The sequence below is a fragment of the Gracilibacillus boraciitolerans JCM 21714 genome (assembly GCF_000521485.1).
GTDB lineage: Bacteria > Bacillota > Bacilli > Bacillales > Amphibacillaceae > Gracilibacillus > Gracilibacillus boraciitolerans.
The window spans coordinates 22,490-46,610 of sequence record NZ_BAVS01000021.1 but is presented as its reverse complement, the minus strand read 5'-3'; the positions used below and the strand labels follow the sequence as shown (position 1 = coordinate 46,610).

Genomic DNA, 24,121 nt, shown 5'->3' with positions numbered 1-24,121 from the left:
GAAAAACTCCTATCTGCTTCATTTAGTTTTAGGATTCGTCAAACATATAGGTTTTTATACGATAATAAACACTTAATACGATTCCAATCGCAATCATGTAAGTTAATGTCGAACTGCCTCCATAACCAATAAAAGGTAAAGGAAGTCCTGTTACAGGTAACAATTGAATAGACATACCAACATTTTGGAAAATTTGGTAGGTGAACATGCCAATTATACCTGTTACCATATAACTAGCAAACGGATCTTTACTTTTTAGCGCAATAAAAATTAAACGATAAATTAATAGGAAAAAAATAAGAATTAGTATACTTGAACCGAAAAATCCAAATTGTTCTGCAATAGCAGAAAAAATATAATCGGTATGATACTCCGGAATTTTATAGGTCATTTCGAAGTCACCTATTCCTTTTCCAACTAACTGGCCGGAGCCTATTGCTTTCATTGCATTTAGCGTTTGATAGGCACCTTCTTGACTGTAGTCATCAGGAAACAACCATCCTTGAAAGCGTGCTACCACATGTCCTAAATCTTTATCATATAAAAATTCATTTACTTTATCCGGATAGGTTAGATATACATAGATTATGGTGATAAAACTTAATAATACGGTACCAACAATAGTTAAAATGATTCGCCATTTAATACCTGAAACAAGTATCATGCAGGCTGATATAGCAGATAATACCAATACCCCCCCACCAAGGTCGGGTTGTTGCGCAACAAAGAAGATAGGAACAAGTGCTGCAATCGCTATTTTACAAAGTAACCAAAGGTCCATCTTTATCGTGTGTTCTGGATATTTTTCATTATGAGCTACCATAATATGAGCAAGAAAAATGATCAAGAATACTTTCATAAATTCGGCAGGTTGTATTGTTCCAATTCCGGGAAAACTAAACCAGCCCCATGCCCCCCCTTTTACTTCATGAGCTATACCTGGAGGAAAGTGAAAATAAAGCATAATAAGTGAAATTAAACCTATTCCATAAAGTACCCATGATACTTGTCTAAACCGGTCGTAATCAAACATCATAATTACTGCGATAGCTATCGATCCAGCAATATACCATACGATTTGCTTAACATACATATTTTGAAACAATGGATTCTGATCTAAATATGGATCCAACGTATATAAAGTGAACACACTTATAATTGCTAATAAAATAATGATAAATATTAAAGAATAATCTAGTTTTGCATTTGTATTATTTTCTGACATAATAGAACCTTTCTTTTCTTGAAATTTTAGTCTATTCCTAGTATAGAGTATTATTGTTTCTTTGAGAATAAAAAACAATAAGATTCTTTGACTATTTTAACATGTATCAATGATAAGAATGTGTAAAATTAGCGTAATTTTTTTCGGGATATGTTATTCTTTTAACATCCTAAAATAAAAAGACAAAGTGTGACAGGGGGGGCGGAATAGTGGAACATTTAGAAAAACAAGAGAGAATGGAGATGTGGGAAAAAATACAAAAAGCTTTAATAGATGAACAAATTGATCAGTTTAGGGCAGAATTTTTAGAATTGCATCCATATGATCAGGCGAAAATTTTTGAAGAGCAAGATGGGAATATACGTGTTTTAATTTATTCCTACCTTTCCCCAGAAGAAATGGCAGAAGTAATTGAACAGGTAGATCGTGATCTTGTAGATGAATTTATTATTGAAATGATTCCAGCATTTGCTGCAAAAATATTGGAAAACATGTCAACGGATGATGCAGTAGATATTTTAAATGAATTAGATAAAAATAAAGTGGCCAGCTTCTTAACGATTATGGATAAAAAGGCTTCTGATGAAATAAAAGCATTACTTCATTATGAAGAAAAAACTGCCGGCAGTATCATGACAACCGAATTTGTTGTGATTGATATGGAAATGACAGTGAAGGAAGCAATGCAACACCTAAGAAAGGCAGCACCTGAGGCTGAAACAATCTATTATATCTACGTTGTAAATTTTTATAAAAAGTTAGTAGGCGTTATTTCGTTAAGAGATCTAATTATTGCGGAAGGCGATTGGTTGATTCAAGAAGTAATGAGTGAGCGCGTAGTATCTGTACCGGTAGGAGAAGACCAAGAAGATATTGCACAAATGATGCGTGATTATGATTTTTTGGCATTACCTGTTGTCGATTTTCAAGATCACTTACTTGGAATTATTACCGTAGATGATATTATGGACGTTATGGAAGAAGAAGCAAGTGATGACTATTCAAAACTTGCAGGTATATCAGATGTGGAGCGCAGTGGTGATAATGCATTATCTTCTGCTAAAAAGCGTTTGCCATGGTTAATTATATTATTGTTTTTAGGAATGTTAACAGCCAGTGTTATTGGTCGCTTTGAAGAAACCTTAGATAAAGTAGCAATGTTAGCAGTATTTATTCCACTCATAGCAGGTATGGCCGGTAATACAGGTACACAAGCATTAGCTGTAGCGGTTAGAAGCATTTCAACTGGTGAAATGAGGAAAAAAGGAAATATGGCAGTGATTTGGCAGGAAGCAAAAACAGGATTAATTACTGGACTGTCCTGTGGTGTTATTATTACATTATTAATTGCATTTTGGTATAGTGATGTTTTCTTAGGTATCCTTGTAGGTATTTCCATTATGGCCACCCTGCTGGTTTCAACAGTATCTGGTGCGTTTATTCCATTAATTATGTATCGATTTAATATTGATCCGGCCGTGGCATCTGGACCGTTTATTACTACATTAAATGATTTAACATCTATTTTTATATACTTTGGTCTGGCTACCATTTTTATGAACTTTTTAATATAAGGGGGGGAGAGGAGTTGCTGTAACATGGAACAAGGCGAATCTGTCAGTTCATTAGTGATTGTTATCATCGCAGCATTTTTAACACCAATTTTATTACACAGATTCCGGTTGAAAATGATCCCTGTTGTGGTGGCAGAAATTATAATTGGTTTGATAATTGGACAGAGTGGTTTTAACTTAGTGGAGGAGAGTAATTGGTTACAGACTTTATCGACACTTGGCTTCATTTTCTTAATGTTCTTAAGTGGTTTAGAAATAGATTTTTCGATTTTTTCTAATAAAAAAAGTAAAAGTCCAAATAAGTCAACCACTCATATACCGAGTCCTGTATTCTTAGCAAGTATTGTATTTGTGGGTATTTTAATTTTATCGTTTATCTTATCTTATTTATTTGTTATTTTTGGATTCATCGATAATGTGTACCTAATGACATTAATTATCTCGACAATTTCGTTAGGAGTGGTTGTGCCTACATTAAAAGAAGCGCAAGCCATTCAAACTAATGTAGGTCAAACGATTCTTTTGATTGCTGTTATTGCAGATTTAGTCACCATGATTCTATTAGCAGTATTCGTTTCCTTTTATGGGGGGGATGAGTCAGGTAATATGTGGTTGCTGCTGATATTGTTTGGTGTCGGTATATTACTATATTTTGTTGGGAAGTATTTTCGAAACCAATCCTTTATCGAAACGATGTCAAAAGGTACGATTCAAATTGGGACAAGGGCTGTATTTACCTTAATTATATTCCTTGTCGCATTATCTGAATCGGTAGGAGCTGAAAATATATTAGGTGCTTTTTTAGCTGGAGCGTTAGTATCTCTTTTAGCCCCAAATCAAGACTTGGTTCAGAAATTAGATAGCTTTGGTTATGGCTTCCTAATACCAATCTTTTTTGTAATGGTTGGAGTTAATTTGAATCTGTGGGCATTATTTGATGAACCGAAAGTTCTTGCTTTGATTCCACTATTATTTTTAGCTCTGCTTATTTCTAAAGTTTTACCTGTTGCCATCTTGAGAAAATGGTATGACACAAAAACTGTGGTAGCGGCAAGTATGCTGTTAACTTCTACCTTATCGCTAGTAATAGCAGCTGCAACAATCGGGGAACGATTAGAAATTATTACAGCAGAAATGCATGGTGCACTTGTATTAGTTGCAGTGTTATCCTGTATTATTACACCAGCATTTTTCAAAAAATACTATGTGCACCAAAAGGAAACCGGATATCAGCAGTCCGTCTCTTTTATTGGTACAAACCAAGCAACGATTCCGGTAGTTCGTGAATTAGATCCTAAGGAGTTTGAGACGCACCTTTTCCATACTAGACAAGAAAAGATAGAGGATTCACAAAGCAGATCGATTTTTGATATAAATGAATTAGACAGTTATGAAATTGATACACTTGAAGCTGCAGGAGTTTTTAATAATGATATTGTGGTAGTTTCTACAGGAAGTGAAGAAAGAAACGAAGAAATTGCTGCTTATGCCAAGGGAATTGGAGTAGAACGAGTGATTGCCCGAATAGAAATACCAGCTATTGAAAAGCGACTTAATGAAATGGGTGTGGATGTATTCTCAGTTTTATTATCTGCTAAGACGTTATTGAAAGCAATGATTGAAGCACCTAATGTTGTTAATATATTTACCCAGCAAGATAGTGCTCTATATGAGCTAAACATGAATAATTCTAATTATGATGGAACTATTTTAAGGAAATTTCCTTTTACCGGAGATGTGATTATGGTTAGAATCTTCCGGGGGGAATGATTCGATTGTGCCTCATGGTGATACAGAATTACATTTAAACGACCGGTTAATTGTAACAGGATCCTCAGAATATGTAGAGGAACTCCAGCAGCTATTAGAATATGTGTAACAAATATAACGCCCCCCCTTAACAAAGCGTAAAGGGCGTTGTATTATGATTTCGTTTATCTTATATCTAGTTTTCATACATTCTTGAGAAAAATATGATATATTGATCAAAAGGTGAGTGATTTTCATGAAACGAATTATTTTATTTGATGGTGTTTGTAATTTTTGCAGTAGTAGTGTGCAATTTATCATCAAGCGTGATCCACATCAAAAGTTTCAGTTTGCTTCATTGCAAAGTAATATCGGGCAACAACTTGTTGCTAAACATAATGTTCCTGAGGAAATAGATAGTTTGATTTTAATTGAAGGAGATCAATACTATACAGAGTCAACTGCAGCACTAAAAATTGCGAAGTCGTTACATCGATTCTACCCATTATTGTCGATATTTTTGGTTATTCCTAGATTTGTTCGTAATGGTGTCTACCAGATAATCGCTAAAAACCGATATCGTTGGTTTGAAAAAAAAGATCAATGTATGATTCCAAAACCAGAGGATCGAAAACGTTTTATCGAATAAAAAAATGCAGGGACATATCATCTATTTTCTGCCGCAAAGCCAAATGATGTAACGTATTAAGATGCACATAATCTTCCTTTTATGCAATTAAAAAATCCGAACGATAAGCAATTTTTTTAAGAATTCGCATCATCGCTCGGATTTTATTTTTATTCTAGTCTGTTTTTTTATATTTAGCTTCTTTCCCGCTTGCGACGTTTTAATTCATATATCTTCGCTTCAGCTCTAAAAGCTTTAATAACGGAAAAAATAATCAAAATCATAATAATCGCAAATGGAAATGCTGAAATAATCGAAGCAGTCTGTAAGGCAGCCAGTCCACCTTGCCATAACAATACAGCAGCCGTACCTGATTGTACAATACCCCAGATAACTTTCACCTTAATATCTGGATTGAGATCACCGTTTGTCGTTTGCATACCTAAAACAAATGTAGCAGAGTCAGCTGATGTAATAAAGAAAGTACTGATCAATAGTACAGCCAGTACAGCCATTACCATAGTAAATGGAAAGTTTTCTAGTACTGTAAATAAGGCAGCTTCTGATCCAGCATCATTCATAATACTATAAATATCAATACCTTCAACCATTTCTAAATGGATAGCAGAACCTCCAAATACACTAAACCATAATGCACCGAAAATCGTTGGTACTAACAATACACCCGTAACGAACTCACGAACCGTACGTCCACGTGAAACACGAGCAATAAACATACCGACAAATGGTGCCCAGGCAATCCACCAAGCCCAATAGAAAATAGTCCAATCTTCTAACCAATTGGCATTCTCTTTAATAAAAGGAGCCATCCGAAAACTCATTTCAGGAAGATTTGATATATAGGCTCCTAATGTTGATGTGAAGAAATTCATAATAAAGTTAGTCGGGCCTGTAAATAGTAGGAAAAACATCAAAAGTATTGCTAAAATTATATTTGTCGTACTTAGTATTTTAATTCCTCTGTTTAATCCTGTTAAAGCAGATATCATATACAAAACTGTTACAACAGCAATAATAATTAACTGTAAAGATATTGTGTTTGAAATGGTTCCAGAGACAAATTCAATTCCACTGCCAATTTGCTGGGCACCTAAACCTAATGAAGTCGCTACACCAAATACTGTCGCAAAGACAGCAATCACATTAATTAATGTGCCATATCCACCATTCATTCTATCTCCAAATAGCGGCTTCAGTGTACTACTGATCAAACCGGGCTCTTCTTTTCTAAACTGAAAATAGGCTAGTGCTAATGCTAAGGTTGCATAAACAGCCCAAGGATGCAAGCCCCAGTGGAAAAAGCTATGTTGCATCGCAACTCTAGCTGCTTCTACTTCTGTTTCTGTTGGATAAGGAGGTAAGTGCATGTGCCAAATGGGTTCAGCAGCGCCCCCCCAGAATACCAGACCAATTCCCATTCCCGCGCTAAATAACATACCAAACCATGTTAAATAATTGTATTCAGGCTTGTCGCCATCTTTTCCAAGAACAATATTCCCATACTTTGAAGCAATTAGGAAAATTGAAAAAATTAAAAATCCTGTTGTAACTAATAAGTAAAACCAACCAAACCGTGAAACTAGAAAGTCTTGAATAAGGGTAGTTATATTATTCAAGTTCCAGTTTGGTAATATACTTTCATCGATAATTCCCCCCATAATATAAATAAAATAGAAATTGCAAGGGAAATATAAAAGACTTTTGAGACTTTTCTCATCCTAACCATCCTTTCTATAAAATTTTGACATTTTGTGTATAAGTGCACAATATACCTTACCCTTTTTTGTCACAAAGTATTCACTGGATGAAATAACGATAAGAAGTCTATCAAAAAGTGCCAAACAGTATCAAGTGATAAGATTAAAAAAACTCTTCCAACGATGTGTTGGAAGAGTTATGATACGAAACTAATTACATAACGGAGACTGCTGGCAAACAAGTGATTGCACAGAAGCAAGACAAATCAACAGTAATACAAATGCCTGTACGCTCAAGTCCACTGACTTCTTCATTATCAATCTGCTCACAAGGATCGTGTCCGGCTGATTCATCATTGTCGAAAACTAATAATTCAAGCACTGCACAGCAATCTTCATCGTCAATCTCGCTTACACGGAAGATATAGCTATCAAAGCAGTCAAATCGAGCAGGTCCTCCACCTTGTCTACGAACTTCAGCTCCATAGCCTTTAAATGGCTTCCCTTTTTTATCATACAATATGAAAGGTACAGTGTCTAAACCATTTCCAGACACAGGTGATACTAAATCACGAATGGATTGCGCACAGCTTACATCACAATCTTGGTCTACTACATTATCCTGTGCATCTGCAATGGCGCGAACAACATCACATACACAATTTTTTCCTGCATCTTGAATATCATCATTACAATTTCTTCCCATTCTACTACACTCCTTCAGAAAAAAGATTTCGTTAACACTAATAATCTATGTAGGAAGTGTATTTGCGTATAGACAGATGCCTTGTTTTTAGTTAATTGCACATTTTTTTCTCACAAGAGGTGGGCCAATGACATATATATAAATAAGAAGTACCAAAAGGAGGTATGAAGATCGTGGACTACATTCGAATAAATAATGACTTGCCAAAATTATATATAACACAACCAGAGTTTGCTGAACCGACAAGAACGATGCAATCCCATTACCAATCGACAGCCACTTATGAGAAAAAAGAAGAAAACGTAGAACCTGTAAAAGAGTACAAAGTAAATATGGAACAGCTTAGAAAAAAGAAATTTAAAAGAGATGACTTTGGAGGAAAAAGTAACTTATTACGCTTCGATGCCATTCCATGTGCCAAAAGTGAAGTGTGAAATAGTGACAGAGAGAAAGAAACACGTCGGCTTTATTAATGACTATCAAAATAAAATGGTGCTTGTAAAAGTTGCAAGTAAACCAGAACCTATCTCCATTCCAATAGATCATATTAAAGAAATCAATCTGATTGGTTTTTAATAGGAGGCAAGTGGCACTTATACCCACTTGCTGCATAAGATGTAATGATCAATTACATCAGTATATGTTATTTAGAAATAAAGGAGAAATAAAGGAGTGAAAAGAGTGTCAGATAAAAAGAAAGTAATTTATGTGAAAGATTTAGTGATTAAAGCGGATAATGTGCGAATTGAACCAACACGTCGACGTGATCCTTTCTTTGGTGGCCCCCCCGTAATGAAGAAGAGAGAGAAAATTTGACGAAAAATGAAGTTATCGAAGAAGAGGAAGAAAAAGAAGAAAAAGAAGAAAAAGAAGAAAAAGAACAAGAGCAAGAAGTGGAAAATGATAATAAGGATCGTCCCCCCCCATTTTCTTGGATCTAATAAAGTGAAACAGATAGCACCACTCTAAAGAGTGATAAATTAAAATAAGCTATCTGTTTTATTTTTTTATCATTTGCAGGACAAGTAGCAATAGAAGCCAAATATGAAAAATTAGCTGATAAAAATGATTAGATTTTTATAAAAGTGGGTATATACAAATAAAAAGTGAAAGGAGTTAGGTAACAATGGGTTATATAATGCCAATCGAGAATTATCAGTATCAACAGTATCATCAACGCGTTACCCAACAAGAACACGATCCGTTTCCGATTGAAAGGCTGTATCCGATCCAATCTAGTATGTATTACAATCAGGAAAGATCAAAAGAAGAGCCAAGAAAGAATCTTATTCCGCAGACAAAAGTAAGGAATACAAACAAAAGTAAAGACATAGAAAATGAGCATCCAAAACATAAAATATATTCCGAAGTTACTGGAAAAGGGATCAACTTTCAGGCGAAAGTATAGCCATCTGCTGATGCAAGCTGGTTATACTTTTGTGGGAAACCTTCTTTATGTTTATATTTCCAACTAATATTCTTGAACATATAATTTGCCACCTTTTGCATATTCAGCATAAAATACTTCTTTCAGTGAAGTAATTTCCTGTTTCTTAAGTTCTTGATTTAACCATTGCTCATCCTTATCTAGCTCTTTCAGGTTATCGGTAATTAGCTCACCGTCATTTATTAACATAAAAGGCAATACAACCTCTTCAAGAGGAAGATTTAAGTCGTTTTTCACCGGGGGGGGCTGATAAGCTGTTTTCATTAAGACAGAAACGGTACCATCTGTTTCTAAAATGGCGTAATCAACTTCCTGAACAGTAAATACGTCTTTGGAGCGCAACAGATGTAAGAGTTGATTCATATCGAGTTTCCCCTTTTTCATCACCTCTCTCTGTAGTTTTCCCTTATGAATAACGATGGAAGGACGCCCTTCTAAAATCGATCTCGATCTCTTGAATTTTTGTGTAATAATTTCGGTGATATAAAGCAAAATCCCCCCAAACAAGAATGGCAAATCCAATTTCCCTAATTCCAACTTGATCATCATATAACGCATTACCGACTAGTTCCCCCCCGAGAATAAGGGCCGAAATGAAATCGAACGCTGTCAACTGCTTAATCTGTGTTTTTCCTAGTATTTTGGTGAGGACAAATAACATGATAAAACCAAAGATGGTTTCGATAAAAATAGCTCCGTAGTGCATGATTGGTTCTCCTATCTTTATTCCTGTTTTCTATCAGCATAGACAAAAAATATTCATGTCATACCTGTATTTAATGATAAGTAATTTACAAAAAAACGAATGAATGCTTCTTCTTAAATCAGAAAAAGCATTTATTCGTTTATAGTAATGATTTTGTCATTGTTACATGTGGAATACCGGCATCCATAAATTCCCCTGAGATGGTTTGATAGCCAAGATGCAGATAAAATTCCTCTGCATGTGTTTGCCCATTTAATTTTGATTTACCTAGACCTTTTTCTTTCGCTATTTTCTCCATAAAAAAGATAATTTCCTTACCATATCCTTGGCCACGGAATCGATCAAGTATACAGACACGTTCCAATTTGGCATATCCATCCACAAACCGCATTCTACTGGCGGCAACTGGTTCTCCATCTATGTATCCAATAAAATGCATAGCTTCCTTCTCTAGATCGTCAATTTCTAATTCTTTCGGTACTCCTTGTTCTTCTACAAAAACTTGTGTGCGAACATGATACGCATCTTTCATTTCGTTATCAGAATTGATTATTTTGATTTCCATTTTTGTTTACCCCTTATCCGAGCATATTAATTAAAATTTGTTTTAAATCTTTCTGCCAATACGTCCAGGTGTGATTACCTGCAGCTTCCAGATACTGATAGCTCTCCAATGTTCCGTCCAATAATTGATTAAGTCTACGATTTGGTACTAAAAAATCAGAAACTTCACCAGAAGTAGTATGGACTTCTGTTTCTTCCGTGCCAATCGAATGAAAGACTTCCAAATTATGATATAGGTTAGTCTTTGCAGCTTGAGTTAAAACAGTTTCATTAACAAATGGTGATTGCATAATTACTGTATCAAACGTGTTTGGGAACTGGCTGGCAACCATAAAAGCCAAGGTGCCTGCTAAAGAGTCTCCCATCAATGCTCGCTTAATGGGACTAATATGTAAAGTATCTTCCAGAAAGGGTATCGCTTCTTTTACAAGAAACAGAATATATTCATGGTTTCTTTTCCCTTCAGGATGGTATTTGTCGATCCGATCATACTTGTTTTTATAATGAATCCCAGCAAAAATAGTTGATTCAATTTCCATATCATCATGGAGCTGATCACTTAAGGTAGCGACACGCCCAATTTGAAAATAATCATCTCCATCTTGCATCACACACAGCTGATAATCTTTGAAAGGCGTAAAACCTTCTGGAAGATACCATTTTAGTTTTATTTCCTCTTTCAAATAATCGCTTTTTATAATGGCATCTTCCATTGATCCTTTTCGACGCAAATGATCTCCTCCTTTTCATAAAAAAATTGTACCATAATTATCAGTTGATAAGTTAGAAAAAAAGACTGTTTCAATAAGCAACACACTAAAAAGTAAGAATTACACTATAAAGACATAACTTCTATTATTTTAGTATTTTTCGCGAAATAGGAGCGATACTTAAGCTCTGAATGACTAAGGATATTAAGACAGTTGTAAACGTCACTGCTACTACCCATTCACTATTGAAACCATTTGTACTTTTTGTATATAAAGTTAAAATTAAGAACACTGACATCGAACCTTTTAATCCAGCCCAGGAAATCAGAAAGTGATAGGGCCATGATAATGGGTGTATTATTTTTGTAGTCATATATACAATAAGAATTCTCACGAATACCATAAGTATAAAGATAGCGAAAGCATATAGAAAGTATTCGAGCGAAATGTATTCAGTGATTTCTATACCAATTACTAAAAATAAGATCGCAAGAAAGCTGATTTCAACAATGTCCCAAAAGCCATCCAATGATCTTCTAAAATGATCTTCTTTTATTGCACGTCCATATTCATAGGAAATCATCATTCCACTAGCAACCGTGGCCAATACTCCTGAAACATGAATCGCTTCAGCAATTAAAAAAAGATCCATATGCTAAGATGATGCTTAGCATGATTTGATATTGGCGATGGTGAGAATAATGAATGATCTTACTTACTAAATACCCTAATACTAAGCCAATAGTTAGTCCTCCAATTGAAACAAGTAAAAATTCACCTGTGAAAGATAATAGGGTGAAACTCTGCTTCTGATTGGCAATCGAAAACAAAGTAGTAAATAAGACAATACTTGTTCCATCATTAAGCATAGATTCTCCTTCTACTATATCCGCAATTTCGTCATTATGAGTTGCTTGCTTAATGATGGATACAACGGAAACTGGATCAGTTGGTGTTAAAATAGCAGCTACTACTAAAGCACTGGCAAATCCAAGTGGTGCAATAAGCCATGTTAAAGATCCTAACAGAAATACATTTACAATAATTCCGGCAGTAGCTAGCGTGATAATTAATCCAGCGTTTTTACGAAAGTTCTTAATTGGAAACTGATAGGCCGATATAAACAACAAGGCAGGTATGAAGATATGATAAATAATATCCTCCGTGACATTGACTGAGTCAAAGTAAGGGATAAAGGCAAGTCCAATTCCTATTATCACTAAAACGGTTGGGACTGGGAAATTATCCTGTTTTGTATCAATAGTGAAAACAATATAACCGATTAATAATAAAATAATAATTTGTTCAATTGACATTTTGTTCATCCTCCATTTTATTCTGTAGTTAGTTATTCCCGTTTATGTGGAGTGAAAACTATGTATGAATAAATAAAATGAACACATGCTAAGCAAAAAGGATGTGTGCATAGATGAAAAAAATGCGTACTTTTATAGTGTTTGTATGTGTATATTTTACAGTTGCCTCTACAGTTTATGCTGCAGAAAGCCAGACAGCTTTAGTAACGGATGAGTTATACAAAGATATGGAACAATTGAAGTATCCAAAAGTATCGGAAGTAAATAACCGTGAAATGGAAGTAACAATCAATAAGAATTTTCATGAGTATATTAAAGCATCCTATCAAGAATTGAAGGAGAATAAAAAGCAAGCAAATCAACATGGCTTTCAAGCAGATTACCAAACAGCTTATGAAGTGAAGTATAATACTACGCCACGTTTAAGCATTTTAACAAGCAATTACATTTTTAGTGGTGGTGCTCATGGTAATACAATTGTTCAATCGCTTAATTATGATATTGAAGCAGAAAAACGTGTCTACCTGACCGATATTCTGACAACAGAAAAACAAATAAAAGCAGTACGCGATTACGTTTGGGAATATGCGATTGAACGTCCAGATATCTTTTATCCGGATTTAAAAAAGGAAGACATAAAATTAACTAAGGATACTGCATTTTATTTTGTGGATGATGGGATAATACTTGTTTTCCAACAGTATGAAATTGCTCCATATGTATCAGGAAATCAGGAAATTCATATTCCAGCAGAAGTGTATGAGAAAAGCTGAGATTCAGTAAAGATAATGGATAAATAGGCACGTATTAATTTAAAAATAGGTTGAGACAAAAGTGATTGATACAAATAGAATCCGAATGATATGCAAATTCTCCGATTGAATTTGCTATTATTCGGATTTATGGTGGAAAATAATTGATATGTCCCAGCCTCTTTTTGTTGTCTAAAAAGCAGTGAATTTTCTGATATCGGCATATTTTGGTATCGAATTTATAAAATAGGAAAAAAAAGAATAATTAAATACAAGTTTGCTTATAGGATTAATTTGTTATAAAATAGTAAAAAGATATTGTTTTTGCTTGGGTGGAGGCTGTAGCTGATGAATTTCGAAATTATTTTTGTCTTAGGTGTAGTCATCTTAATGATGATTGCGCTAATAAAAGAAATAACTCGACCAGATATGATCGTATTTGGGGGGGTACTGGTTATTTTTTTAGTAACAGGTATTTTAACACCTGAGGAAGCAGTTGCTGGGTTTTCCAATCAAGGAATGTTAACTGTTGCATTATTATTTATTGTGGCTGGAGCAATACAGAAAAGTGGTCTGGTAGATCGAGGCATGGCTCGTGTATTAGGTACACCTAAAACGGAACAACGAACACTGTTTAGACTTTTAGTTCCTATTTCGGGATTTTCAGCATTTTTAAACAATACACCAATAGTTGTAACGTTAACGCCAATTATTCGCAAGTGGTGTAATGAACATAATATATCACCATCAAAGTTCTTAATTCCCTTATCCTATGCTTCTATTTTAGGCGGAATATTGACATTGATGGGTACTTCTACAAATCTGGTTGTACATGGCTTAATGCTTGATCGAGGAATGGAAGGTTATTCTCTTTTTACATTAACAATGGTTAGTTTGCCTGCTTCACTGTTAGGATTAATTTATCTGGTTACCATGGGCTACAAGCTTCTTCCTAATCATAAAGGGTTAACAGAATCATTTAGTGAAAAGAGTAAGGAATATCTAATCGAAGTTGTTATCGATGAAAACTATCCATTTCTAGATAATCCGTATGTTGGAAAGACGGTGGAGGAGGCAGGTCTTCGTAATTTAGAGGGTCTTTATTTAATAGAGATCATAAGAAAAAAAGAGAAGATTTATCCAGTAAAAAATTCCACCAAAATAAAATCAAATGATCGTCTTATTTTTACTGGAATTATTGATAAAATTGCAGAACTGCAAAATAAAAAAGGATTAAGTATAGAAACAGGTACGAACTTAACACTAGATAAGTTGAAAAACGGAACAGGACAATTAGTCGAAGTGGTCGTCTCACATCAATCATCATTGCTACATAAAACAATAAAGGAAACTCAATTCCGTTCTAAATTTGATGCTGGAGTCATGGCGGTACATCGAAATAATGAACGAATAAACAGTAAAATTGGAGATATTTCTTTAAAACCTGGAGATACACTGTTGCTTCTAACCGGACCCGACTTTTATGGAAGAGTGTTATCAACAAATGATTTTTACGTGGTAACACCAATAGAAGAAGATCATCCACTTTTAAATAAAAATGATACAAAGAGATCATGGTTTTCCATTTTAGCCTTAGTATCTATGATTCTATTAGTAAGTTTTGATATATTATCAATGTTTAAAGCAATGAGTGTACTTGTAATCTTGTATTTAGTATTTAAAATCATTTCTCCGGATGAAGCTAAAAAAAATATCCAATTCAATGTGCTGTTACTTATAGCGAGCGCTTTTGGTGTAGGCGAAGCGTTGTTTAAAACAGGTGCTGCTGATTGGGTAGCAAATAAATTAATATTGCTTGCGGACCCATTGGGTGTGCTTGGATTGCTTATTTTCTTATATGCCTTAACAGCTATATTTACTGAAATGATTACAAATAATGCTGCTGCAGTCTTGATGTTTCCAATAGCATTAGAAGCTGCAAATCGGTTAAGTATCGAGCCAATAGCTTTTCTGGTGCTAATTACAATCGCAGCTTCTGCAAGTTTTCTTTCCCCCCCAATTGGTTATCAAACAAATTTAATTGTTTATGGGCCAGGTGGCTATAAATTTTCAGACTATATCAAAGTAGGTTTGCCGCTTAGTTTGATCGTGATGATAACGACAATTGTAATGGTTCATTTCATTTGGATAAGCTGATTTATATATTAAAAATTATATGAAAATGAAGTAGTAATAATCATAGAAAAGTGCAAAGTATAGGATAACCTTTGCGTTTTTCTATGTGTTTTCATTTCTTTAATAAAAAGACAGAAAAGTTTTCGGGTTGCATGAGCGCAGGGGGGGAAATAAACTAATATCAGCAAAAAGTATCCTTGTTTATGAAGATTACAATTAGCTTTAATAGCTGCTTGATATTGAAAAAATTAAAAATATAATAAGTTTATAGGATAGTACCAATAATTTGATAGAATTTAATAAAATAGTATGAAAAGAGATTGACAATTTCATATAAGTTCTCTATATTAATATGTATTGAAGTTTATTTTTCATGATTCCGTAGCTCAGTTGGGAGAGCGCTACCTTGACAGGGTAGAGGTCGCTGGTTCGAGACCAGTCGGAATCATACTAAAACAAAAGCCGTAAACCTTATTGTAAATAGGTTTACGGCTTTTTCATCATATTGAAACACTGAATAAATTTAACTCATGTTAATATCTGATGTAAATTTGACGCAATTAGAAAAGTTTTGATATTTCGTGAATAATTATCCACCACTTCTTTTTGCATTATCATCAGAATTACTAAAAATTAATCTCTTTTAGTGATTATTGTTTTTTAATTTTCCATATTCCAGTTGCATATTCCTGTATTGTTCGGTCACTTGAGAATTTACCGGAATGGGCGATGTTTATTAGACTTTTTGATAGCCATTTGTCTTGGCTACGGTATGCCTGATCGACTAACTGTTGTGTTTCTACATAGCAGTCAAAATCCTTTAAAATGAAGTATGGATCGTTAGTCGAGAGGATATGGTAATAAATATCCTTAAACTCAACATCCTGATGTCCGAATTCTCCATCTCTCAATTGATGCAAAATCTGGCTTATTCTTTCATCATTTTGATAAACTTCATTAGCAACATACTCGCCATTTCTATAATAATTAAATACTTCTTCGGAACGTAATCCGAAAATGAAGATGTTTGGATCACCGACTAGATTTTGATTTCGACATTCGCTCCATCAAGTGTTCCAATCGTTAATGCACCATTCATCATCATTTTCATATTCCCAGTGCCAGATGCTTCTTTACCTGCAGTCGATATTTGTTCACTTAAATCCGCAGCAGGAATGATTTTTTCAGCCAAGGTTACATTATAGTTTTCAAGGAAAACAACTTTCAACTTTCCTTTCAATGAAGCATCGTGATTAACAATCGATGCAACGGTGTTAATTAATTTGATTACTTCTTTTGCAAAGTAATAACCAGGCGCGGCTTGGCACCAAAAATAAACGTTCGAGGTGTAATATCTAATTGCGGATTTCCCTTTAATTCGTTATACAAATAAATGATATGAAAGATATTCAACAATTGTCGTTTGTATTCATGTAGTCTCTTTATTTGCACATCAAAAATGGATTGATCATCAACGGTAATGCCAGTAGCTTTATGAATGTGTCGAGCGAGTTCTTGTTTGTTTTGCTGTTTAATGTGGCCGAGTTTCTCTAACAATGGACGATCCTTAGCATAACGGATTAATTGAGTAAGCTCTCTTGGGCGATCAATCCACCGTGTTCCGATTGTTTCAGTAATTAAACTTGATAATCGTGGGTTAGCCATTAACAGCCAGCGCCGGTGGGTGATTCCGTTTGTTTTATTGTTAAATCGTTTCGGATATAATGTATAAAAATCTTTCATTTCTTGTGTTTTTAAAATTTCCGTATGTAGCTTAGCGACCCCATTCACACTGAAACTTCCAACAATTGCTAGACGGGCCATGTGTATTTGCCCGTCTGCAATTACTGCCATACCAGGAATTTTTTCTCGAAGCTCAGGGTAATCGAACCAAATACCTTGGCAGAAACGTTCATTGATTTCATTAATAATCATGTATAACCGAGGCAAAAGAGACTTAATCATTCCGATTGGCCACTTTTCAAGGGCTTCACTTAAGATTGTGTGATTCGTATAAGCGAAAACCTTGGTTGTAATTTCCCATGCATTATCCCATCCAAAACCTTCTTCATCCATCAAAATCCGCATTAATTCAGGTATAGCAAGGCTCGGATGCGTATCATTAATCTGAATAACAACCTTTTTCGGTAAATGGATCAATGATCGGCGATTACTTGTTTTATAATCGGCAATGATTTTATTCAGGCTAGCAGCGACAAGGAAATATTGCTGCTTAATTCGTAGCTGTTTACCTTCTTCACTCGAATCATCAGGATAAAGAATACCAGAAATTTGTTCAATCGATCTGTTATGCTCTAAGTGCCGATAATAAAGAGATTCTTCATCCGTGTTTAACGGGGCGGTCGAAGAAGCAGGTTCAGCACTCCATAATCGAAGCGTATTGACTACTTCGTTTTCGTAGCCAACAATCGGAACATCATATGGAACAGCAAGTACATTATCTGTATTTTCGAACTTGAATTCCAATGAGCCATCATTTCGTGTAATAGTATGAACATCGCCACCAAATTTGATAAGAACGGTTTCTGTGGCTCTCCTTGTTTCCCAAGGGTAAGGATCCTTCAGCCAATAATCTGGGAGTTCTGTTTGATACCCATTAATGAAGCGTTGCTCAAACATTCCATAACGATATCGGATGCCATATCCATGACCGGGATACTGCAATGATGCCATGGAGTCTAAGAAACAAGCGGCTAACCGACCTAATCCACCGTTACCTAAGCCTGGATCGCGTTCTTCCTTGTACACCTCTACAGGATCATAGCCAAGCTCCATTAATGCTTCGTTACAAATTTTCCACATACCGCTATTTAGTAGATTGCTTTCTAATAGCCGACCGATAAGAAATTCCATTGATAAGTAATACACTTGTTTTGGTTTCTTTTCGTTGTATTTCTCATCTGTTTGTCGCCAATTTGTTTTTGTCTCTTCATTAACTATTGCGCTGATGACATAATACACATCATTATTTGATGCATCCTTCATTGATTTACCATGAAGTTTTTCGGTTTTACTGATGATCTCTTGAACGAGTTCATCAACTGTCCATTTCGTCAATGTCTGTCAGCTCCTTTATTCGCTTTTCATTCACTTACTTGTCTGAGATGTTGCTATCTATCGGTACATCTAGTGACTCATATAGATTAGCATACTCAGTCGCAGAGTCTTTCCAACTGAAGTGACTTTTGTTCACATTTTTGAGAAGGGTAGCCCATTGATCTGAATCTTGATAAATGGATAGCGAATACTTTAGAACATGTAATAATTCATGGGCATTGTAATTGTAAAAGCTAAAGCCATTACCTGTTCCGGTAAGTTCATTATAAGGGGTTATGGTGTCTTTAAGTCCCCCCCCAGTTTCTCTAACAATTGGTACGGTCTTATATTGCAGGGCAATTAGCTGTGACAACCCGCATGGTTCAAATAGGAAGGCATAACAAAGAAATCTGCAGCTGCATAGATTTGTCGTGCAAGTGCTTCATCAAACCCTAAGTAAGTTACCATTTTTTTTGGTTACGTTCCTGTGCATGGTAGAAATAGTTTTCGAATTCGTAGTCTCCTGATCCAAGCAAAACAAATTGAACATTTTCTTGTAAAAATTCATCGAGAATAGCTTGAACTAAATGAAGGCCTTTTTGTTCAACCAAGCGACTTATGATGACATATAACGGTTTTTCAGCATCTACTGGCAATCCGAGTTTTTCTTGCAGCTTCTCTTTGTTCTCATTTTTCTTAACTCTCGAATACTTATAATTCGCTACAATGTGAGGGTCTTTCATTGGATTGTATTCATCGACATCGATCCCATTAATGATACCTGTTACATCTTGGTCTCTTTCGGCTAAAATTGGATAGAGGCCCTCCCCCCCATAGTAAGGTGTTTTAATTTCTTCGGCATAGGATGGACTGACCGTAGTAATTTTGTCGGCATGGAAAATACCACTTTTCATACAATTAAGTAAGCCATTCCACTCCATACCACCGATATGATCATCAGGTAAGTTGAACAATTCACTATAAGTATCCCTCGGTAATAATCCCTGATATTTAATATTGTGAATCGTGAATACTGTTTTCATGTTCTCTACAGGTGCTAAAATTTTTGCGAATGCTACTGCTAAGCCAGCTTGCCAGTCATGACCATGCAAAATATCAGGTTTAAAATCTAAAACCGATAATGCATCAATAACTGCACGACAGAAAAAGACGAACCGTTCACCATCATCGTAATAACCATAGACGCCTCTTCGCCCAAAGTAATAATCATTACCAATAAAATAATAAACGATATCTTGATATGTTAATTGATAGATGCTCGCTTCCTGATTTCGCCAGCCAACAGGAACTGATATCGACGTAATCCGTTCCAACTGATCCTGCCATTTTGAAGTGATTTCTGCATAAAGAGGAAGAATTACTCTCACATCAGTTCTTTCATTTTTATTCATTACTTGTGGAAGAGAGCCTACAACATCTGCAAGCCCCCCCCGGTTTTAACAAAAGGGTTACACTCTGATGCGACAAATAATACTTTTTTCCCCCCCATAAAATTCACTCCTTATATTTTCCTTCTTTTAGCAACCACAAACGGTTGTTCTTTTGCGCCTTTTAGTTCTTGGCCTCTCGTTATCGTAACATCTTTATCGAGAATGACATTTTCTAAAACAGCTCCTGATTCGATGTTACAACGCTGCATTACAATAGAGTTTTTTATAACAGCACCTTCACTTACTTTTACTCCTCTAAACAAGATACTATTATCTACCTCACCATCAATCACACAACCTGTTGCAACCAACGACTTGGACACTTTAGATTTTTCGAGATACTTTGTCGGTGCCTGATTTCCGATCTTTGTTAATACATGCTCCCCTTTGAAAAATAAATCTTTATAGGCATCTGTTTCTAATAAAGCTAGGTTTTGACGATAATAGCTATCGATAGAATTTATAATAGCACTATATCCATCATAATGATAAGACTGTACATTTAATTGATTGAGATTAGCCTTAATCCCGTCCATAAAGAAATGGTTTTTATAATTAGCAATACAGTCATCAACTAAATCTAAAAGTAATGACTTACGTATCACATATACACCAGTAAAGACATGTGAGTTTTTAGGTTCATTTGCTAATGAACTAACCCAACCGTCTGCATCTGTTTTAACCTTTACGCATGCATCATGCTCAGGAAGAAGCTGATCATACGTTGTGGTCAACAATGTTACATCGGCACCTTTTGTAAGATGATGCTGGAAAAGCTCATGATATACCGTGGTTGAAATAAATTGACTGCCGCTTATTAAGACATAATCCGATTTGCCTCTTAAAAAGTAATCTCGGTTATTATGAAAATATCTTAAGTCACCTTTAGATATATCTGTAGGATCATTCCAGTCTGGTGGAAGGATAAATAATCCACCATGGCGTCTGTCTAAGTCCCAATCTGAACCTGAACCAAGATGATCCATCAATGAACGATATTTACTTCTTGTAAAAATTGCTATTTCATGTATGTCTGACTTAGCCATATTAGATAATGTGAAATCAATTAACCGAAATCGACCTGCGAATGGAACTGCTGCTCCGCAACGAAAGTAAGTTAACTCATTTAGAAAATCATGTTCGTGCTCTAAATTTATTAAACCCATCATTGTATCCATTAAAACACCCCCCGAATTATTTTATTTGTCACTTTAGTCAATTTCATCGTCTAAAGAATTGTTGGTGATTAGGATGTAATAGCTTTTAAATTTTCTTGACTTAGAACAATAGGTTCTTGATCCATACTTGCACTAATTCTTGTATTATCCGGAATGAAAATATTTTCTTGCGCAATGACTTTCTCTAAATATACATTTTTCCCTACTCGTACACCTGGGTGTAAAATTGACTGTTTAATAGTGGAACCTTTATCAATACGAACATTCTCAAATAAAATGGAATGGTTGAGAGTTCCTGATACGACGCAACCGTTATTTACTAGTGAGTGTGCTACGCTAGCGGTTTCCTCAATTAATTGCGGTGGAAAGTTAGAATCATGGGAATAGGTTCGCCAATTAGTGTTATTCAATGAAAGCTCTAAATCTTCTTTTAACAGATCCATATGTGCTTCCCAATAACTTTCAATTGTTCCTACATCCTTCCAATACCCTTGAAAGCGATAGGCGTAAAGCTTTAGATTATCGGCTATCATTGCTGGAAGAATGTTTTGTCCAAAGTCATGTTCTGACTCTGATAATAGAGCATCCTTCTCTAAGTAATCTCTTAATACTTTCCAATTAAAAATATAGATGCCCATTGATGCTAGATTACTTTTTGGTTGGGCTGGCTTTTCCTCAAATTCATAAATACGTAAATCATCTGTCGTGTTAAGGATTCCGAATCTTGATGTTTCTTTCCAAGGTACTTCTAATACGGATATGGTTGCATCGGCTTGCTTTTCCTTGTGATGTCTAAGCAACTTATCGTAGTCCATATGGTAAATGTGGTCACCTGATATAACAAGTAAATATTCTGGATCATATCGATCAATAAAATTCATATTTTTCGTAATTGCATCAGCTGTACCTAAATACCAGTTTCCACCGGTTTGAACAGTGAAAGGGGGGGAGAGAATGGTTAGTCCATCATTCATTCGATCCAGGTCCCACGGTTTTCCAACACCAATATGTTGATGGAGATCAAGCGGTGAATATTGAGTTAATACCCCTACAGTGTACATTCTGGAATTTAAGCAATTACTTAAAGCAAAATCAATAATTCGATACCTACCACCAAATGGTACTGCAGGTTTAGCTACGCTTGTGGTTAATGCCCCCAAACGTTTACCAACTCCACCAGCTAAAAGCATCGTTACGCATTCTTTTTTCATGCTACTCCTCCTCGACAGATAATTTAAGTAACTTGTTTAAAAAAGCAGACTGCTAATGGTGGAACTTTTACTTTAATATGCTGTTTTTGATTGTGCCATTGTTCTTTGATGCTATAGTGCAAGGATGTATTTATTTGATCTGATCCGCCATAATTGGCTGTATCAGAATTGAACACTTCCTGGTATGCACCAGGAGTGGTGACACCAACTTTATAATCGTAATAAACATTAGGCGTAAAGTTACATAGGATGAGTAAATCTTGAGAAGAATCATTACTTTTTCGTTTAAAAGTAATTACACTTTGTTCCATGTTATGTGGGTCAATCCATTCAAAACCTGCTGGATCATGATCTAGTGTGAATAGAGAAGGTTGGTTGCGATAAAAATGATTTAAATCTTTTACATAATCAAATAACGCATGGTGTAAGGGGGGGTAATCAAATAATAGCCAATCTAATTCATGTTGGTCCCGCCATTCAATATATTGACCAAACTCTCCTCCCATAAATAACAATTTTTTACCTGGATGTGCCATCATATAACCAAAAAGCAGACGCAAATTAGCAAATTGCTGCCACTGGTCACCAGGCATTTTGTTTAAGAGAGATTTCTTTCCATGAACTACTTCATCATGAGAAAGAGGTAGTACAAAATTTTCACTATACGTGTACATGAATGAGAAAGTCAGTAAATTATGGTGCCATTTCCGATAAACAGGATCATATTCCATATAGGTAAGCATATCGTTCATCCAACCCATATTCCATTTAAAATTAAATCCAAGTCCACCAAGATAGGTTGGTTTACTTATGCCTGGTAAGTCTGAGCTATCCTCCGCCATCATTAAAGCAGTTGGATAATAGTTGAACACTACTTCATTTAGTTTTTTAATGAAGGCAATTGCTTCTAAATTTTCATCGCCGCCAAAGCTATTTTTAAGCTCTTTCTCGTCATGCCCTCTATCAAAGTTCAACGATGTCATACTGGCAACCGCATCGACACGAAGCCCATCAATGTGGTATTCTTCAAACCAAAAAATAGCATTAGATATAAGAAAACTTTGTACTTCAGGCTTGCCAAAATCAAATGTTAGTGTGCCCCAGGATCTCTTTTCTGCTTTGTCAGGATCTTTATATTCATATAAAGATTCACCATCAAATAAACGTAATCCTTGCTCATCTTTACAAAAGTGTCCCGGCACCCAATCCATGATTACACCTAAACCATTTTGGTGGCATTGGTCGATAAAATATTTGAAGTCATTTGGAGTCCCGTACCTGCTTGTAATTGCAAAGTATCCGGTAATTTGATAGCCCCCCCAAGATAAATCGAATGGGTGCTCTGCTAACGGTAATAGTTCAATGTGAGTGTAACCAAGTTTTTTCACATATGGAATTAGTTTTTCTGCAAGCTCACGGTACGTATAGTAAGAACCATCCTCTTTTGTTTTCCAAGAACCAAAGTGGACTTCATAGATAAGAATGGGTTCATGGTAAGCTTGATTCATTTTTCTTTTTGCTTCCCATTCACTATCCTTCCACATATACTTATCTGAAGAAGGTGTAAGCGATGCGGTCATAGGACGAAGCTCCGCTTGATAGGCATAAGGGTCTGCTTTTAAAAAAGCTGGACCATTACTTGGCGTGATTCTATATTTATATGGAATGTTTAACGGAATATCTGTAAAGAATCCTACCCATAATCCTGCTTCAGATATTCTTTCTAAGGAATAATTGCTTCCGGTCCATTGATTAAAATCACCAGCTACTTCAATCTTGGAAGCATGAGGTGCCCAAACGACAAAACGAAGACCTTGTTCACCTTTGTAATTAGTAAAAAGGCAGCCCAGCAAGTGATGGCTAAAATAATTTGTACCTTGGTGAAACAGAAAAGTGTCTTGGTCTGAAACGGTAATTGTCATGAAGTAACTCCCTTCTTGCAAACGTTGTTTTTTGAATATTCTGATAGAATTTGTTAAAAATAAAAAGAGAG

The 24,121-nt window shown here is 35.3% G+C and carries 20 protein-coding genes, 1 tRNA gene and 4 pseudogenes; 11 read left to right on the top strand and 14 right to left on the bottom strand.

Features of this window, described 5'->3' with window-relative positions:
- Window positions 1-28 precede the first annotated feature (28 nt).
- Complete coding sequence (locus tag JCM21714_RS12600; RefSeq protein WP_035724817.1) at window positions 29-1,225, bottom strand: FtsW/RodA/SpoVE family cell cycle protein; 1,197 nt, start codon at window positions 1,223-1,225, stop codon at window positions 29-31.
- 209 nt (window positions 1,226-1,434) lie between these two features.
- Between JCM21714_RS12600 and mgtE the strand changes: the two genes are divergently transcribed.
- From mgtE to JCM21714_RS12585, 3 genes and pseudogenes are all read left to right on the top strand, one after another.
- Window positions 1,435-2,799, top strand: a complete 1,365-nt coding sequence (gene mgtE / locus JCM21714_RS12595) for a magnesium transporter (protein ID WP_035724814.1) — start codon at window positions 1,435-1,437, stop codon at window positions 2,797-2,799.
- 24 nt (window positions 2,800-2,823) lie between these two features.
- A pseudogene (locus tag JCM21714_RS12590) lies at window positions 2,824-4,678 on the top strand (monovalent cation:proton antiporter family protein).
- 126 nt (window positions 4,679-4,804) lie between these two features.
- On the top strand, window positions 4,805-5,197 hold the full coding sequence (locus tag JCM21714_RS12585; RefSeq protein WP_035724812.1) for a thiol-disulfide oxidoreductase DCC family protein: 393 nt from the start codon (window positions 4,805-4,807) through the stop codon (window positions 5,195-5,197).
- Between the two features lie 173 nt (window positions 5,198-5,370).
- On the opposite strand, the pseudogene JCM21714_RS12580 reads toward JCM21714_RS12585, so the two are convergent.
- Both JCM21714_RS12580 and JCM21714_RS12575 read right to left on the bottom strand, forming a co-directional pair.
- A pseudogene (locus JCM21714_RS12580) lies at window positions 5,371-6,914 on the bottom strand (glycine betaine uptake BCCT transporter).
- A gap of 194 nt (window positions 6,915-7,108) precedes the next feature.
- The gene (locus tag JCM21714_RS12575) at window positions 7,109-7,600 is read right to left on the bottom strand and encodes a CotY/CotZ family spore coat protein (protein WP_035724810.1); all 492 of its coding nucleotides are present in this window, start codon (window positions 7,598-7,600) and stop codon (window positions 7,109-7,111) included.
- Window positions 7,601-7,764: 164 nt separating this feature from the next.
- On the opposite strand from JCM21714_RS12575, the gene JCM21714_RS19885 reads away from it, so the two are divergent.
- From JCM21714_RS19885 to JCM21714_RS12565, 5 genes are all read left to right on the top strand, one after another.
- The gene (locus JCM21714_RS19885) at window positions 7,765-8,034 is read left to right on the top strand and encodes a hypothetical protein (RefSeq protein WP_148295035.1); all 270 of its coding nucleotides are present in this window, start codon (window positions 7,765-7,767) and stop codon (window positions 8,032-8,034) included.
- Window positions 8,024-8,176: a CotO family spore coat protein gene (locus JCM21714_RS19355; protein WP_500784400.1), complete on the top strand. Its 153-nt coding sequence runs from the start codon at window positions 8,024-8,026 to the stop codon at window positions 8,174-8,176. The genes JCM21714_RS19885 and JCM21714_RS19355 overlap by 11 nt, the downstream gene beginning before the upstream one ends.
- Window positions 8,177-8,281: 105 nt before the next feature.
- Window positions 8,282-8,416, top strand: a complete 135-nt coding sequence (locus JCM21714_RS23125) for a hypothetical protein (protein ID WP_268748355.1) — start codon at window positions 8,282-8,284, stop codon at window positions 8,414-8,416.
- Window positions 8,413-8,541, top strand: coding sequence for a hypothetical protein (locus JCM21714_RS23120; RefSeq protein ID WP_268748354.1), 129 nt, complete (start codon window positions 8,413-8,415; stop codon window positions 8,539-8,541). The genes JCM21714_RS23125 and JCM21714_RS23120 overlap by 4 nt, the downstream gene beginning before the upstream one ends.
- A 185-nt stretch (window positions 8,542-8,726) precedes the next feature.
- Window positions 8,727-9,008, top strand: coding sequence for a hypothetical protein (locus JCM21714_RS12565; protein WP_035724806.1), 282 nt, complete (start codon window positions 8,727-8,729; stop codon window positions 9,006-9,008).
- A 63-nt stretch (window positions 9,009-9,071) separates the two neighbouring features.
- Here the strand turns inward: JCM21714_RS12565 and JCM21714_RS12560 are convergent.
- The 5 genes and pseudogenes from JCM21714_RS12560 to JCM21714_RS24270 form a co-directional block, all read right to left on the bottom strand.
- A pseudogene (locus JCM21714_RS12560) lies at window positions 9,072-9,753 on the bottom strand (DUF421 domain-containing protein).
- A gap of 139 nt (window positions 9,754-9,892) precedes the next feature.
- Window positions 9,893-10,318: a GNAT family N-acetyltransferase gene (locus JCM21714_RS12555; RefSeq protein WP_035724805.1), complete on the bottom strand. Its 426-nt coding sequence runs from the start codon at window positions 10,316-10,318 to the stop codon at window positions 9,893-9,895.
- A gap of 13 nt (window positions 10,319-10,331) precedes the next feature.
- Window positions 10,332-11,048, bottom strand: coding sequence for an alpha/beta hydrolase (locus tag JCM21714_RS12550; protein ID WP_035724803.1), 717 nt, complete (start codon window positions 11,046-11,048; stop codon window positions 10,332-10,334).
- 124 nt (window positions 11,049-11,172) lie between these two features.
- A complete protein-coding gene (locus JCM21714_RS24275) occupies window positions 11,173-11,679 on the bottom strand; it encodes a cation:proton antiporter domain-containing protein (protein ID WP_369403586.1) in 507 nt (168 codons plus the stop codon).
- Window positions 11,657-12,343: a cation:proton antiporter domain-containing protein gene (locus tag JCM21714_RS24270; protein WP_369403585.1), complete on the bottom strand. Its 687-nt coding sequence runs from the start codon at window positions 12,341-12,343 to the stop codon at window positions 11,657-11,659. The genes JCM21714_RS24275 and JCM21714_RS24270 overlap by 23 nt, the downstream gene beginning before the upstream one ends.
- A gap of 113 nt (window positions 12,344-12,456) precedes the next feature.
- Here JCM21714_RS24270 and JCM21714_RS12540 point away from each other — a divergent pair, with 113 nt between their 5' ends.
- The 3 genes from JCM21714_RS12540 (at window position 12,457) to JCM21714_RS12530 (ending at window position 15,679) form a co-directional block, all read left to right on the top strand.
- Entirely contained in the window at window positions 12,457-13,116 is a 660-nt protein-coding gene (locus tag JCM21714_RS12540) for a DUF3298 and DUF4163 domain-containing protein (protein ID WP_035724801.1), read from the top strand.
- A gap of 327 nt (window positions 13,117-13,443) precedes the next feature.
- Window positions 13,444-15,252: an SLC13 family permease gene (locus JCM21714_RS12535; protein WP_035724798.1), complete on the top strand. Its 1,809-nt coding sequence runs from the start codon at window positions 13,444-13,446 to the stop codon at window positions 15,250-15,252.
- 354 nt (window positions 15,253-15,606) lie between these two features.
- Window positions 15,607-15,679, top strand: a tRNA-Val gene (locus JCM21714_RS12530).
- 202 nt (window positions 15,680-15,881) lie between these two features.
- Here JCM21714_RS12530 and JCM21714_RS12525 read toward each other — a convergent pair.
- The 6 genes and pseudogenes from JCM21714_RS12525 to glgB form a co-directional block, all read right to left on the bottom strand.
- Window positions 15,882-18,237: pseudogene (locus tag JCM21714_RS12525) on the bottom strand (glycogen/starch/alpha-glucan phosphorylase).
- Window positions 18,238-18,343: 106 nt separating this feature from the next.
- Window positions 18,344-18,661 (bottom strand): hypothetical protein, encoded by a 318-nt coding sequence (locus tag JCM21714_RS24265; protein ID WP_035724795.1) that lies wholly within the window; start codon window positions 18,659-18,661, stop codon window positions 18,344-18,346.
- A gap of 88 nt (window positions 18,662-18,749) precedes the next feature.
- Window positions 18,750-19,700, bottom strand: coding sequence for a glycogen synthase (locus JCM21714_RS12515; protein WP_369403584.1), 951 nt, complete (start codon window positions 19,698-19,700; stop codon window positions 18,750-18,752).
- Between the two features lie 110 nt (window positions 19,701-19,810).
- On the bottom strand, window positions 19,811-20,917 hold the full coding sequence (gene glgD, locus JCM21714_RS12510) for a glucose-1-phosphate adenylyltransferase subunit GlgD (protein ID WP_035724794.1): 1,107 nt from the start codon (window positions 20,915-20,917) through the stop codon (window positions 19,811-19,813).
- 68 nt (window positions 20,918-20,985) lie between these two features.
- Complete coding sequence (locus tag JCM21714_RS12505) at window positions 20,986-22,128, bottom strand: glucose-1-phosphate adenylyltransferase (RefSeq protein WP_035724793.1); 1,143 nt, start codon at window positions 22,126-22,128, stop codon at window positions 20,986-20,988.
- A 23-nt stretch (window positions 22,129-22,151) separates the two neighbouring features.
- A complete protein-coding gene (glgB, locus tag JCM21714_RS12500; protein WP_035724791.1) occupies window positions 22,152-24,050 on the bottom strand; it encodes a 1,4-alpha-glucan branching protein GlgB in 1,899 nt (632 codons plus the stop codon).
- Window positions 24,051-24,121: the final 71 nt, after the last annotated feature.